The 14,247-nt window shown below is 72.2% G+C and carries 13 protein-coding genes; 11 read left to right on the top strand and 2 right to left on the bottom strand.

All coding sequences use genetic code 11. From position 1 onward, the window contains the following. Positions 1-66: 66 nt before the first annotated feature. From AC6EUL_RS00430 to AC6EUL_RS00410, 5 genes are all read left to right on the top strand, one after another. Entirely contained in the window at positions 67-657 is a 591-nt protein-coding gene (locus AC6EUL_RS00430; RefSeq protein WP_499868209.1) for a GNAT family N-acetyltransferase, read from the top strand. A gap of 303 nt (positions 658-960) precedes the next feature. After that, a complete protein-coding gene (locus AC6EUL_RS00425; protein WP_056353379.1) occupies positions 961-1,593 on the top strand; it encodes a LysE family translocator in 633 nt (210 codons plus the stop codon). Between the two features lie 108 nt (positions 1,594-1,701). Further along, positions 1,702-3,228 carry a phytoene desaturase gene (locus tag AC6EUL_RS00420; RefSeq protein WP_499868208.1) on the top strand — a complete coding sequence of 509 codons (1,527 nt, stop codon included), beginning with the start codon at positions 1,702-1,704 and terminating at the stop codon, positions 3,226-3,228. Further along, complete coding sequence (locus tag AC6EUL_RS00415) at positions 3,209-4,345, top strand: phytoene/squalene synthase family protein (RefSeq protein WP_499868206.1); 1,137 nt, start codon at positions 3,209-3,211, stop codon at positions 4,343-4,345. Before AC6EUL_RS00420 ends, AC6EUL_RS00415 begins: the two co-directional genes overlap by 20 nt. Beyond that, positions 4,342-4,503, top strand: coding sequence for a hypothetical protein (locus AC6EUL_RS00410; protein WP_156389829.1), 162 nt, complete (start codon positions 4,342-4,344; stop codon positions 4,501-4,503). The genes AC6EUL_RS00415 and AC6EUL_RS00410 overlap by 4 nt, the downstream gene beginning before the upstream one ends. Before the next feature lie 6 nt (positions 4,504-4,509). On the opposite strand, the gene AC6EUL_RS00405 is transcribed toward AC6EUL_RS00410, so the two are convergent. Together AC6EUL_RS00405 and crtD are read right to left on the bottom strand one after the other, a co-directional pair. Further along, the gene (locus AC6EUL_RS00405; protein ID WP_499868203.1) at positions 4,510-5,409 is read right to left on the bottom strand and encodes a carotenoid 1,2-hydratase family protein; all 900 of its coding nucleotides are present in this window, start codon (positions 5,407-5,409) and stop codon (positions 4,510-4,512) included. Further along, entirely contained in the window at positions 5,367-6,890 is a 1,524-nt protein-coding gene (gene crtD, locus AC6EUL_RS00400) for a 1-hydroxycarotenoid 3,4-desaturase CrtD (protein WP_499868202.1), read from the bottom strand. Before crtD ends, AC6EUL_RS00405 begins: the two co-directional genes overlap by 43 nt. Positions 6,891-6,986: 96 nt before the next feature. Between crtD and AC6EUL_RS00395 the strand changes: the two genes are divergently transcribed. From AC6EUL_RS00395 to bchZ, 6 genes are all read left to right on the top strand, one after another. Continuing rightward, positions 6,987-7,856, top strand: a complete 870-nt coding sequence (locus AC6EUL_RS00395; protein ID WP_056353397.1) for a polyprenyl synthetase family protein — start codon at positions 6,987-6,989, stop codon at positions 7,854-7,856. Between the two features lies 1 nt (position 7,857). After that, the gene (locus tag AC6EUL_RS00390; protein WP_499868199.1) at positions 7,858-9,009 is read left to right on the top strand and encodes a methyltransferase; all 1,152 of its coding nucleotides are present in this window, start codon (positions 7,858-7,860) and stop codon (positions 9,007-9,009) included. Between the two features lie 109 nt (positions 9,010-9,118). Then, entirely contained in the window at positions 9,119-10,054 is a 936-nt protein-coding gene (gene bchC, locus AC6EUL_RS00385; protein ID WP_499868197.1) for a chlorophyll synthesis pathway protein BchC, read from the top strand. After that, positions 10,051-11,067, top strand: a complete 1,017-nt coding sequence (locus AC6EUL_RS00380; protein ID WP_499868195.1) for a chlorophyllide a reductase iron protein subunit X — start codon at positions 10,051-10,053, stop codon at positions 11,065-11,067. Before bchC ends, AC6EUL_RS00380 begins: the two co-directional genes overlap by 4 nt. A gap of 6 nt (positions 11,068-11,073) precedes the next feature. Next, positions 11,074-12,684 (top strand): chlorophyllide a reductase subunit Y, encoded by a 1,611-nt coding sequence (gene bchY / locus AC6EUL_RS00375; RefSeq protein WP_499868193.1) that lies wholly within the window; start codon positions 11,074-11,076, stop codon positions 12,682-12,684. Next, positions 12,684-14,150 (top strand): chlorophyllide a reductase subunit Z, encoded by a 1,467-nt coding sequence (gene bchZ / locus AC6EUL_RS00370; RefSeq protein WP_499868191.1) that lies wholly within the window; start codon positions 12,684-12,686, stop codon positions 14,148-14,150. Before bchY ends, bchZ begins: the two co-directional genes overlap by 1 nt. Positions 14,151-14,247 lie beyond the last annotated feature (97 nt).

The following is a 14,247-nucleotide window of genomic DNA, read 5'->3' as shown; positions in this document are numbered from 1 at the left end:
GGATGGTCCGATCTTGGATGTCCGACGACGGTGCCGGCCCGGCCCCCGTCCGGGAGGTTTCTGCCCATGGCCCTGGCGCCCGTCACCCTCACCGGCCGGCACGTCGAACTCGTGCCGCTGGCGCACGACCACGCCGCGGCCCTGGCCGAGGCGGTGCAGGACGGCGAGCTCTGGCGCCTCTGGTACACGGCGATCCCCGCCCCGGAGACGATGGCGGCCGAGATCGAGCGCCGGCTCGGCCTGCGGGACCTCGGCACGATGCTGCCCTTCACCGTCCTCGACGGGCCCGGCGGGCGCCCTGTCGGGATGACCACCTACATGAACATCGACGCCGCCGGGCCGCGGGTGGAGATCGGCTCGACCTGGTACGCCGCGCGGGTCCAGCGCACCCATCTCAACACCGAGGCGAAGCGCCTGCTTCTGGGCCACGCCTTCGAGGCCCTCGGCTGCCTCGCCGTCGAGTTCCGCACCCATGTCCTGAACCAGGCGAGCCGGCGCGCCATCGAGCGCCTCGGGGCGCGCCTCGACGGCATCCTGCGCCACCACCAGCGCCTCGCGGACGGCTCATTGCGGGACACCTGCGTCTACAGCATCGTCGCGCCGGACTGGCCCACCGTGCGGACCCACCTGACCTGGCAGCTCGCCAAGCCGCGCTAGCGTGGCCGCCACGAGCAGCGTGACCGCGACGACGAGTTCCTCGAACATGCGGGCTTGACGGAGCCCCGGTTCGGACGAGCGCCGAGATCGAGGTGGCTTCGCGCGCCGATGGTCCGCAAGACGGGTCCGCGCCGAAAGCGTCTCCGCCCGGTCCGAGGGAAATGGCTGGGGTTGGTCGGCTGTGTCCCGTAGCCATCGCGCCCCCGATGTCCGATGACGAGGGACCGGCGCGGATCGTGCGCCGGCCGCTCCAGCCGTCCGGGCTCGCCCGCCCCCAGGCTTCTCACGGAAGGGGACCCGACGATGTCCGGAACCACGAGCCTCCTCGCGTTCGCGGCGGTCGCCCTCGGCATGGCGCTGACGCCCGGGCCGAACATGGTCTACCTGATCTCGCGCTCGATCTGTCAGGGCCCGCGGGCGGGCCTGATTTCGCTCGGCGGCGTCGCCCTCGGGTTCGTGGTCTACATGCTGTGCGCCGCCTTCGGTCTCACCGCCCTGGTCCTGGCGGTGCCGTTTGCCTACGACGCGATCCGCATCGTCGGCGGCCTCTACCTGCTCTGGCTCGCCTGGCAGGCGGTGCGGCCCGGGGGACGCTCCCCCTTCGAAGTGAAGGCCCTGCCGCAGGACGGTCCCCGGAAGCTGTTCCTGATGGGCTTCCTGACGAACCTGCTCAACCCGAAGATCGCGGTGATGTACCTGTCGCTGCTGCCGCAGTTCATCGATCCGGCCCGGGGCAGCGTCTTCGCCCAGGCCCTCGGCCTTGGGGCGATCCAGATCGTCCTCAGCGTCTTGGTCAACGCCGCGATTGCGGTCTCGGCCGGGTCGATCGCCCTGTTCCTGACGCGCCGGCCCTCGTTCGCCATGGTCCAGCGCTGGATCATGGGAACGGTCCTGGCCGGCCTCGCCGTCCGGATGATGACCGAGGCGCGGCGCTGACCCTTCGCCGGCTCCGGTGAGTTGCCGGACGGGTCGGGGCGGCGTGCCGGCGAGGCCGGCGCAGAATCGCGCTTGCGCCCGACGCCTGACCACGAATAGTGTCAGATTATGTTGACACTCGCCGACTCGCCGAGCCTCGCGACGACCCGGTCTCCCCGCCCGCACGCGGTGGTGATCGGCAGCGGCTTCGGCGGGCTGGCGGCGGCGGTGCGCCTCGGCGCGCGCGGCTACCGGGTGACGGTGTTGGAGCGCCTGGACCAGCCCGGCGGGCGGGCCCGCGTCCACCGCCAGGACGGCTTCACCTTCGATGCCGGGCCGACCATCGTCACGGCGCCGTTCCTGTTCGAGGAACTCTGGAGCCTGTGCGGACGACGCATGGCCGACGACGTCACCCTGGCGCCGATGCTGCCCTTCTACCGCATCCGCTTCCCGGACGGCGCCACCTTCGACTACAGCGGCGACCCGGAGGCGATGCGGGCGGAGGTGGCGCGGTTCTCGCCCGAGGACGTTCCCGGCTACGAGCGCTTCATGGAGCGCAGCGCCGCGATCTGCCGGGTCGGGTTCGAGGAGCTCGGGCACGTCGCCTTCTCCTCGGTCCGCGACATGCTGCGGATCACGCCGTCGCTGCTGCGGCTGGGCGGTCACCGCTCGGTCTACGACCTCGTGGCGCGCTACATCCGCGACGAGCGCCTGCGCACGATCTTCAGCTTCCATCCCCTGCTGATCGGCGGCTCGCCCTTCCGGGCCAGCGCCATCTACTGCCTGATCGCCCATCTGGAGCGCCGCTGGGGCGTGCATTTCGCCATGGGCGGTACCGGCCGCCTGGTCGACGGACTCGTCGGGCTGATCGAGGGACAGGGCGGCACCCTTCGCTGCCGGGCCGACGTGGCCCGCATCGACGTCGCGGTCGGGGCGGCCACCGGCGTTACCCTCGCCGACGGCACCCGCATCGCCGCCGACATCGTCGTGTCGAACGCCGATTCCGCCGAGACCTACCTGTCGCTGCTCGGCGGGGAGGGCCGGTCCTGGCACCGGGCGAAGCTGAAGGCCTCGTCCTCCTCCATGGGCCTCTTCGTCTGGTACTTCGGCACCAACCGGCAGTTCCCCGACCTCGCCCACCACACCATCCTGATGGGGCCGCGCTATCGCGAACTGATCGAGGACATCTTCGTCCGGAAGGTGCTGGCGCCGGATTTCAGCCTGTACCTGCACCGCCCCACCGCCACCGACCCGCTCCTGGCGCCGCCGGGCTGCGACGCGTTCTACGTGCTGGCGCCGGTGCCGAACCTCGCCGGCGGGCAGGACTGGTCGGTGCTCGCGGAGCCCTACCGCAAGGCCATCGCCGACAGCCTGGAGCGTTCGGTGATGCCGGGCCTCGCGGGTTCGATCGTGACCTCCCGCGTGACCACCCCCGCGGATTTCGCCGGCGACTTCCTGAGCTTTCGCGGCTCCGGCTTCGGCCTGGAACCCGTGCTGACGCAGTCGGCCTGGTTCCGGCCGCACAACGCCTCGTCGGCGTTCCGCAATCTCTACCTCGTCGGCGCGGGCACCCATCCGGGTGCCGGGCTTCCCGGCGTCCTGTCCTCGGCCAAGGTCCTCGACATGGTGGTGCCGGATGCGCGTCTCTTCGCCTGAAATCGTTCGGCCCGCCCGCCCGTTCTTCGACGCCGTCCGGCGCGAACCGGAGCGGCCGCCGCTCTGGGCGATACCCCATGCGAATGCCGCCGACCATGCCGCCTGCCGGGCCGCGATCCGGGACGGCTCGCGCAGCTTCTTTGCCGCCTCCGCCCTGCTGCCGGCCCGGGTCCGGCGGCCGGCCTACGGGCTCTACGCCTTCTGCCGCCTGTCCGACGACGCGGTGGACCATGCCCCGGCCCGCGACCGTCCGGCGGCCCTGGCGCGCCTCGCCACCCGCCTCGCCCGCATCTACGACGAAGCCCCTTCCGATTCCCCCGCCGACCGGGCCATGGCCGACCTCGTGGCCGGCCACACGCTGCCCCAGGCCCTGCCCGCCGCCCTCATCGAGGGGCTGGCCTGGGACGCGCAGGGGCGGCGCTACGAGACCCTGTCCGACCTCACCGCCTATGCGGCCCGGGTCGCCGGCAGCGTCGGCGCGATGATGACGGTGCTGATGGGCGTGCGCGACGCCGCCGTGCTCGCCCGGGCCTGCGACCTCGGCGTCGCCATGCAGTTCACCAACATCGCCCGCGACGTCGGCGAGGATGCCCGGGCCGGGCGCCTCTACCTGCCGCTCGCCTGGATGCGGGAGGCCGGCCTCGACCCGGACGCCTTCCTCGCCGATCCGGTCGCCGGCCCGGAACTGCGGGCGATCGTCGGTCGTCTGCTCGCCGTCGCCGACTTGCTCTACGCCCGGGCCGAGGCGGGCATTCCCGGGCTGCCCCTCGATTGCCGGCCCGCCATCCGCGCCGCCCGCCTGATCTACGCCGAGATCGGCCGCGACCTCGAGCGTGGCGGCCTCGACCCGGTCGCCACCCGCGCCCGCGTTCCCGGCCGGCGCAAGGCCGCCCTGATGGCCCGGGCCCTCCTGCCCCTGGCCGCCGCGCCGGGCCTGATCGAGCGAGACCTGGCCGAGCCGGCCCTGGCCGAGACCGCCTTCCTGGTGGAGGCCGTGGCCGCCCAGCCCGTGCCGGTGCCGACGGCCTGGTGGAACGTCCCCGCCCAGGCGGCCCGGGTCCTCGACCTCGTCGAGACCCTGCGGGCGCGCGAGGCCGCGCTGCCGGCCGGCCCGTGACCGACCCGCTCTTCGCCGCCTTCGACATCGGTCTCGTCTTCGCGCTCGCCCTCGGGCTGGCGATCTGGCAGCTCGTCGTCCTGAAGCGCGGCATCCGGCGCGACCGGGCGGCGGCCCAGCGCGCGGTGGCCGAGCGGGCGAAGGACCCGCCGGCCTGATCCGTTTCAGCGCGTCCGGCGCGGCATCCGGAACGGAAGCATCAGCCGGACCAGCGGGTGACGGAAACGCGCGAGCGACAGGCTCTCGTGAACCGGGCGCACCGCCTCGCCGCGCAGGGTCGAGCGTAACCACGAGCGCGCGTAGAACGGCGTGTCCTCGAAGGTCCGCGCGACCTCGGCACGCGCATCGTCGCTGCGTGTCTCGCGCGGCATGCGCCAGAACCGCGTCGGCGGCAGCGCGACACGCCGCGGCGGATCGATGTCCCGGGGCGTTCCGTCGGCGGCAAAGCACAGGGTGAGTTCCTGCCGGGTGCCGTCCGTCCGGTTCACGTCGTACAGGATCGCGGCCCCGTCGCGCAGGTCGGCACGGCACCAGGTCCAATCGCGAAATGCGGCCTCGAGAGACGTGTCGCCGTGGTTGGTGTCGAAGTAGGCGGTTCCGCGCCAGGCGATCTCGGGCTCCTCCAGCGCCACCTCCACCGGCGAGGAGGGCGCCATCGGCCACCAGCGGTGCTGGCCCCGCGCGTCGAGGGTGCGGGGGCCCGGCGTGAAGCCGCCCGGGCGCAGGCGCACCGTCCCCCGGACCCGCGAGGGGATCGGCGCCGTCACCTCGTCGAGGCGGATCGTCAGGATTGTGCCGTCCCAGGACAGGCCGCTCGGACCGATCCGGATGTGGTCCGCATTCCGGTGGAGGCTCGCACGGCCCCGCTCGGTCATGCAGAAGCGGTTGGCCCGCTCCCCGTAGAGCACGACGTTGACGGCGCAGTGATCGAAGGGGTCGCGGGCGGGGTCCCAGGCGTAATAGGGCGAGAACACGCTGCCGATGAAGGCGATGATGGTCAGGCCCTGGCGGCCGTCCTCGCTCAGGGCATCGACGTACCACCAGACGTAGCCGTCGCGATCCACCCGCGTATCGAAGCGCGGGCGCCGCTCCGGTCCCGCAGCAGGCTGTCCGCCGCGATCCGCCCGGACTGCGCCGCCATCGGCACCCCCGGACCCGGATGGACGCTCCCCCCCGCGAGGTAGAGGCCCGGAATCCGCGTGCGGGCGCCCGGGCGCTTGAACGAGGCCATCCAGCCGTGGGACGCCCGTCCGTAGAGGGCGCCCGCCGATCCCGGGAACAGGCGCGCGAACTCCGCCGGGCCCGTCGTCACCGAATCCGCCGTCTCCGAGAGGGTCAATCCGCTCGCGCTCAGGCGCCGCCGCATCGTGGTCACGCATGTCTCGATCTCCGAGGGGCTGAAGGTCCGGGCCGGGGCATTGACGAGGCAGAGCAGGCGCTCGGGCCGACCCGACGGCGCGTTCGCGTCGGTGCGATCCTGCGCGCAGACGTAAACCGTGGGATCGTCCGGCAGATGCCCGGCACGGATGCGCGCGAACTCCGCGGCGGAGTCGCCCGAGAAGAACACCGTGTGCCGCGAGAGCGGAAAGCCTTCGGCGCGGGCCTGCGCGCAGAGCGTGACCGCCGAGAGCGACCGCTCGGAGGCCGGGACGGTCTCGGCCGCCCGGGCGGCGTCGCGTCCGAGCAGGCCGTCGGCCAGGGCCGCCACATCGGCATTGCAGACGACGGCATCCGCGGCCAGCCGCTCGCCGTCGTCGAGATCGACGCCGACGACGCGGCCGCCCTGCACGGCGATGCCCCGCGCGGCCGTCCCGTAGCGGAATCCGGCGCCGCGCTCCGCCGCCAGATCGGCGATCGCGGCGGCGAGGCGGCTGAGGCCGCCGGCCACGTGCCAGACGCCCTGGCTCTCCACATGGGCCACCAGCATCAGGGTCGCGGGGGCCGCGAAGGGCGACGAGCCGCAATAGGTCGCGTAGCGGCCGAAGAGCTGGCGCAGGCGCGGGTCTTCGAAGTAGTCGCCCAGCGCGCGCCACAGGGTCGTGAAGGGCTGGATTCGCCAGAGGTCGCCCAGTCCCGAGAGGCCGGCCCGGCGGGTCAGATCGATCGGGCTCGGGCGCTCGCCACGAATGAAGGGCCCCTCCAGGGTGGCGTAGACCTCGGCCGCCCGGGCGCGGAACCGGCGGTATCCGTCGCGCTCGCGCGCCCCGGCGAAGTTCGCGATGGCCGTCTCGGAGGCGTCCGGATCGGCGTGGAGGTCGAGCTGTTCGCCCGGTCCCCAGGCGTGGCGGGCCAGGATCGCGGCCGGCTCCAGCCCGACATGGGCGGCGAGATCCGCGCCGCATTCGGCGAAGATCTCCTCGAAGACCCAGCGCATCGTGAACACGGTCGGACCGGCATCGACCGCCGCCTCGCCCACCGGCACGCGTCGCATCTTGCCGCCCGGCCGCTGCACCCGCTCCAGCACCGTCACGTCGAGGCCCGCATGGGCGAGCCGCAGGGCCGCCACCAGACCTCCGATCCCCGCGCCGATGATGACGATCTTCACGTGGTTCCCTCCCGTCAAGTAAATCTGACTTGACGACTGTCAATTAGTAATGACACTTTTGATGTCCAAGAACAAGCGGCATGGGAGTTACGGCCAATGGACGCCAACCGTCGCATCGAGCAGGCCCTCGACGCCGCCGTTTCCCACCTGGAAGCACCCGGAGCGCCGCCACGACTCGCGGAGTCGATCCGCTACGCCGTCTTCCCCGGCGGACACCGGATCCGCCCCCGCCTGTGCCTGTCGGTGGCGCGCGCCTGCGGTGACGACGATCCGGCAGCCTCGGACGCAGCGGCGGCAGCCATCGAACTTCTGCACTGTGCCTCCCTGGTCCACGACGATCTGCCGTGCTTCGACGACGCGCCCCTTCGGCGCGGCCAGCCGTCCGTCCATGCGGCCTTCGGCGAGCCCCTGGCGGTGCTGACGGGCGACGCCCTCATCGTGTCCGCCTTCGAGACGCTGGCGCGCGGCGCCGCCCGGAACCCGAAGCGGCTCGCCGCCCTGGTCGGCCTCGTGGCCCGGGCGGCCGGTTCGCCCTCCGGGATCGCCGCCGGCCAGGCCTGGGAGTCTGAGCCGACCGTGGCGTTGACCGAGTATCAACAGGCCAAGACCGGGGCCCTTTTCGCCGCCGCGACGGTCACGGGGGCCGCCGCGGCGGGCGTACCGTCGCTCCCGTGGCGTCTCCTCGGCGAATGCCTGGGCGAGGCCTACCAAGTGGCCGATGATCTGCGCGACGTCGCCTGCCGTCAGGAGGAGGTCGGCAAGCCCGTCGGCCGCGACTCGACCCTCGGTCGCCCGAACGCCGCCGCCCTCCTCGGGATGAGCGGGGCGCTCACGCGCCTGAAGCGCCTGGTGCGCGAGGCCGTCGACGTCATTCCGGATTGTCCGGGAGCCGAGACGCTGCGCGCCGAGATCGAGGCGCAGACGCGGCTCTTCCTGCCGGCGAGCCTGGCACGGGAGTTGGCGTAAGGTGGCGCGCGGCGCCACCCTCGATCCACCGGCCCGGGCAGGCGCCGGTGGCCTTCGGGCGCGCTGGTACGCGTTACGGGCCCGCCTCGTCGCCGATCCGCGATTCCAGCGCTGGGCGGCCGGCTTTCCCCTGACGCGGCGGATCGCCCAGGCGCGGACGCGCGCCCTGTTCGATCTCTGCGCGGGCTTCACCTATTCGCAGACCCTGTTCGCCTGCGTTCGGCTCGATCTCTTCGGCATGCTGTCGGAGGGGCCGGTGCCGGAAGCGGCGCTCGCCCACCGGATGGGGCTCGCGCCCGAGGCCGGGACGCGTCTCCTCAAGGCCGCGGCCTCCCTCGGGTTGATCCGCCGGCTGCCGGACGGCCACTGCCTCCTGGCCGATCTCGGCGCCGCCCTGGTGGGGAACCCCGCGATCGGCCGGATGATCGAGCACCACGCGCTGCTCTACGAGGACCTGCGCGACCCCGTGGCCCTCCTGCAGGGCGAGGCGGGACCGACCCGTCTCGCCGGGTACTGGCCCTATGCGTCCGGAGACGGGCCCGATCTGCAGGGCGACGCGGTTGCGTCCTACAGCGGGCTGATGTCGGCCTCCCAGGCGCTGATCGCGGAGGATCTCCTCGAGGCCTACCCGATGCGGCGCCACCGCTGCCTCATGGATGTCGGCGGCGGCGAGGGCGCCTTCCTGACGGCGGCCGGCCGCGTCGCGCCGGACCTTCAGCTCAGGCTCTTCGACCTGCCGGCGGTGGCCGATCGCGCCGAGGAGCGCATGATGCGCGCCGGGCTCGCGGGCCGCTTCGAGGCCTTCGGCGGCAGCTTCCGGACGGACCCGCTCCCGCCCGGCGCCGACGCGATCACCCTGGTGCGGGTGGTGCACGATCACGACGACGCAACCGTCCGCATCCTGCTCGCGGCGGTACGCGAAGCGCTTCCCCCCGGCGGGCGTCTCATCCTTGCCGAGCCCATGAGTGGCACGCCCGGCGGTGAGCCCATCACGGACGCCTATTTCGGCCTCTACCTTCTCGCGATGGGCAGCGGGCGGTGCCGCTCCGCGCGGGAACTCAGGGCGCTTCTCTCCGAAGCAGGCTTCCGGCGCACCGTCGAGGTCGCAACGCGCCGTCCTCTGCTGACGCGCCTGTTGGTGTCAACGCGATAAGCCATGTCCCATGTAAGTTTGTCTTGACGTTCCAACGTGTCTATCTAGGATGACATAAGGGTTCGGGACTGAACGAACCGAGTCGATGGATGGGGGGAGGGCAGGCGCGATGCAGACAGATGCCGTCGTCCTCCGCGATCCCGGTCGGATCAGCCTCGAATGCCTGGCTCTCGATGCTCCCACGGCGGCCGATGCCGTCGTGGCGATCCGCTGGAGCGGCATCAGCACAGGAACCGAGCGCCTGCTCTGGTCGGGCCGGATGCCGTCGTTTCCCGGCATGGGCTACCCGCTGGTGCCCGGCTACGAGTCCGTGGGCGAGGTCGTCGAGGCCGGGGTTGCGAGTGGCGTCCGGGTCGGGCAGACGGTGTTCGTTCCCGGCGCGCGATGCTTCGGTCCGGTCCGCGGATTGTTCGGCGGGGCCGCGTCCCACCTCGTCAGCGCCGGTGAGCGCCTCGTTCCCATCGACGACGCGTGGGGCGAGCGCGGAACCCTGATCGCCCTGGCCGCCACCGCGCGGCACGCCCTGGCGGGGATCGACCTGCGCCAGCCGCTCCTCGTCATCGGCCACGGTGTCCTCGGCCGCCTCGTCGCGCGGATTGCCCAGGCCCTCGGGGGGACGCCGCAGGTTTGGGAGACCAACCCGGTGCGGCGCGCGAGCGAGGGTCCCTATCCCGTCCTCGCTCCGGACGACGATGCGCGGCGCGACTACGCCACGATCCTCGATGTCAGCGGCGATTCCACGATCCTCGATACGGGGATCGCGCGCCTCGCGCCCGGTGGCGAGGTCGTTCTCGCCGGGTTCTACGAAGACCGCCTCGGCTTCGCCTTCGCGCCGGCCTTTCTCCGGGAAGCCCGGATCCGCGTCGCCGCCCAGTGGCGGCCGGAGGATCTCGCCGCGACCCTCGCGCTCATCGCCGAGGAGCGCCTCTGCCTCGACGACCTCGTCACCCATCGGCGCCCGGCCGCGGACGCACCGGACGCCTATCGCACGGCCTTCGGCGACGCCGGATGCCTGAAGATGATCCTGGATTGGAGAGCCGCATGAACATCCAGCTGAAGGCCACGCAGCTGAACGGCGGCGCCCTGACGGCTTCCGAGAGCCTTCGCGCCGAGGCCGGCATCGAGCCGGATCCCGTGCCGGTGGCCGCCTCCAAGGAGACGCAGATCATCGCGATCTACGGCAAGGGTGGCATCGGCAAGTCGTTCACCCTCGCCAATCTCAGCTACATGATGGCCCAGCAGGGCAAGAAGGTCCTGCTGATCGGCTGCGACCCGAAGAGCGACACGACCTCGCTGCTGTTCGGCGGACGCGCCTGCCCGACGATCATCGAGACGTCGACCAAGAAGAAGCTCGCCGGCGAGCAGGTCGCCATCGGCGACGTCTGCTTCAAGCGCGACGGCGTCTACGCCATGGAGCTCGGCGGCCCCGAGGTCGGGCGAGGCTGCGGAGGGCGCGGCATCATCCACGGCTTCGAATTGCTGGAGAAGCTCGGCTTCCACGAATGGGGCTTCGACTACGTCCTCCTCGACTTTCTCGGAGACGTGGTCTGCGGCGGCTTCGGCCTGCCGATCGCCCGCGACATGTGCCAGAAGGTCATCGTCGTCGGCTCGAACGATCTCCAGTCGCTCTACGTCGCCAACAACGTCTGCTCGGCGGTGGAATACTTCCGCAAGCTCGGCGGCAACGTCGGTGTCGGCGGCCTCGTCATCAACAAGGACGACGGCACCGGTGAGGCGCAGGCCTTCGCGGCCGCCGTCGGCATCCCGGTCCTGGCCTCGATCCCGGCCGACGACGACATCCGCAGGAAGAGCGCGAACTACGAGATCATCGGACGGCCCGAGAGCCCCTGGGGCTCCCTGTTCTCCGATCTCGCCCGGAACGTCCACGCGGCGGCGCCGAACCATCCGACGCCCCTCAGCCAGGATGGGCTCCTCGGCCTGTTCAAGGGCGAGGCCGTCGGCCGGGGCGTCACCCTGGTGCCCGCCACCTTCGCGGACATGTGCGGCACGACGCAGGTCGTGAAGCCGTCCCTCGAAGTCGTCTACGACGAGGTCTGACGCATCATGGCCGTCACCCTCGACATCGCCGACCTCCGCGCCCGCCAGACCCTTCGCGCCGGCCATGAGCGCCCGGCTTCGACCCTGGCCCCCGTCGCGGCCCCGGCCGAGGTGGTGAACCTCGCTGCCGCGAAGGCGGACGGCCTGGGCTGCCACTCGGGCAAAGCGACGATGCGGGCAGCGGCCGAGGCCGCCGGCATGTCCGAGACGCTCGAGCAGCTTCGGACGGACTACCCCGCCGGCCCGCACGACCAGCCCCAGAGCATGTGCCCCGCTTTCGGCTCGCTCCGGGTCGGCCTGCGGATGCGCCGCACGGCGACGATCCTCTCGGGCTCGGCCTGCTGCGTCTACGGCCTGACCTTCACGTCGCATTTCTACGGCGCCAGGCGGAGCGTGGGCTACGTGCCCTTCAACTCCGAGACCCTGGTCACCGGCAAGCTGTTCGAGGACATCCGCGAGGCGGTGTTCCAGGTGGCCAAACCCGCCGACTACGACGCCGTCGTCGTCATCAATCTCTGCGTTCCCACCGCCTCGGGCGTGCCCCTGCGCCTCCTGCCGAAGGCGATCGACGGGGTCCGCATCATCGGGATCGACGTGCCGGGCTTCGGGGTGCCGACCCATGCCGAGGCCAAGGACGTGCTCGCCGGGGCGATGCTGAAGGTCGCCCGCTCGGAGGCCGAGCAGGGTCCCGTCCAGGCGCCCCGCACGGGGCGGGCCGAGCGCCCGACCGTGGCCCTCCTCGGCGAGATGTTTCCGGCCGACCCGGTCGTCATCGGCGGCCTGCTGGAGCCCCTCGGACTCAGCGCCGGACCGGTGGTGCCGACGCGGGAATGGCGCGAACTCTACGCGGCCCTCGACTGCACGGCGGTCGCGGCGATCCACCCGTTCTACACCGCTTCCATCCGGGAATTCGCCGCCGCCGGTCGCCCCGTCGTGGGTTCGGCCCCGGTCGGCCATGACGGCACCGCCGACTGGCTCGACCGGATCGGCGAAGCCTGCGCGGTGCCCCGTGCCACCGTCGAGGCCGCCAAGAACCGGCTCCTGCCGATGATCCGGGACGCGCTCGCCGCCAACCCGATCCGGGGCCGGATCACGCTGTCGGGGTACGAGGGGTCCGAACTGCTGGTCGGGCGCCTCCTCGTCGAGAGCGGCGCGGACCTGGCCTATGTGGGCACCGCCTGTCCGCGCACGCCCTATTCGGAGGCCGACCAGGCCTGGCTCGAGGCGCGCGGCGTCACGGTGCGCTACCGCGCCTCCCTGGAGGACGACCTCGGCGCCATGCGGGACGCGCGGCCGGACCTCGCCATCGGCACCACGCCGGTGGTGCAGAAGGCCAAGGCCCTCGGTATCCCGGCCCTCTACTTCACCAACCTGATCTCGGCCCGCCCGCTGATGGGCGTCGCCGGCGCCGGGTCGCTGGCCAAGGTCATCAACGCGGCGCTCGGCAACCGCGGCCGCTTCGATGCCATGCGGGCGTTCTTCGACGGGGTCGGCGAGGGTCATGCCGCGGGCATCTGGGAGGATGTGCCCAAGCTCCGTCGGAACGTCGCCTCGGCCGTGCGGGCCAAGCCCGCGCCGGGACAGTTCGAACACGCGCCGATCGGGGAGATGGCCTGATGCTCGTCCTCGATCACGACCGGGCCGGCGGCTACTGGGGCGCCGTCTACGTCTTCACCGCCATCAAGGGGCTGCAGGTCGTCATCGACGGCCCCGTGGGGTGCGAGAACCTGCCGGTGACCTCGGTGCTGCACTACACCGACGCCCTGCCGCCGCACGAACTGCCCATCGTGGTGACGGGCCTGGCCGAGGAGGAACTCGGCCGCCACGGCACCGAGGCCGCGATGAAGCGGGCCCACGCCACCCTCGATCCGGCCCAGCCGAGCGTCGTCGTCACCGGCTCCATCGCCGAGATGATCGGCGGCGGCGTGACCCCCGAGGGCACGAACCTCCAGCGCTTCCTGCCGCGCACCATCGACGAGGACCAGTGGCAGGCCGCCGACCGGGCCATGGCCTGGCTCTGGAACGAGTACGGCGCCAAGCGCTTCGCCAAGAAGGGCATCCCGGCCCGGCCCGCCCGCAGCGAGGGCGTGAAGCCCCGGGTGAACCTGATCGGGCCGGCCTACGGCACCTTCAACATGCCCTCCGACCTCGCCGAGATCCGCCGCCTGGTGGAGGGCATCGGCGCCGAGGTGAACCTCGTCTTCCCCCTCGGCTCGCACCTCGCCGACGTGCCCGCCCTGGTGAACGCGGATGCCAATATCTGCCTCTACCGCGAGTTCGGCCGCCTGCTCTGCGAGGCCCTGGAGCGCCCCTACTTCCAGGCGCCCATCGGCATCCACTCGACGACGCGGTTCCTGCGCGCCCTGGGCGAGGCCCTCAGCCTCGATCCCGAGCCCTTCATCGCGCGGGAGAAGCACACCTCGATCAAGCCGGTCTGGGACCTGTGGCGCTCGGTGACGCAGGATTTCTTCGGCACCGCGAGCTTCGGCATCGTGGCCTCCGAGACCTACGCCCGGGGCGTCCGGCACTTCCTCGAGGACGAGATGGGCCTGCCCTGCCACTTCGCCGTGGCTCGCAAGGCGGGTGCGAAGACCGACAACGCCGAGATCCGCGACCTTATCGCGAAGACCCCGCCTCTGGTGCTGTTCGGCTCCTTCAACGAGCGGATGTATGCGGCCGAGGCCGGTGCCCGGGCGGTGTTCGTGCCGGCCTCGTTCCCCGGCGCGATCATCCGGCGCCACACCGGCACGCCCTTCATGGGGTTCGCCGGCGCGACCTACCTCGTCCAGGAGGTCTGCAACGCCCTGTTCGACATGCTCTTCCACATCCTGCCGCTGGCCCGCGACATGGACAGGGTCGAGGCGACCCCGGCGCGGCTCCACCGGGAGCTGCCCTGGGACGAGGCGGCCCGGGCCCGTCTCGACGAACTCGTCGAGGCCCATCCCGTGCTGGTGCGGATCTCGGCGGCCAAGCGCCTGCGTGATGCCGCCGAGCGCGTCGCGCGCGGCGAGGGCGGAGGCCGGGTGATCGCCGATCACGTCGAGCGCGCCCGCGCCGAGGCCAGCCTGGGAGCCGCCGCATGAGCGCGCGTCCCGGCCTCCGCGCCCATTCCCTTTCCGATTGGAACGGCGCGGCGCCGTCCAAGCGGTTGATGCCGACCCCGCGCGTCCCGACCCGGAC

It is taken from the genome of Methylobacterium sp. 001424705 (assembly GCF_059816145.1).
The sequence above is the reverse complement of the archived record's forward strand: the minus strand, read 5'-3'. Positions and strand labels throughout refer to the sequence as shown.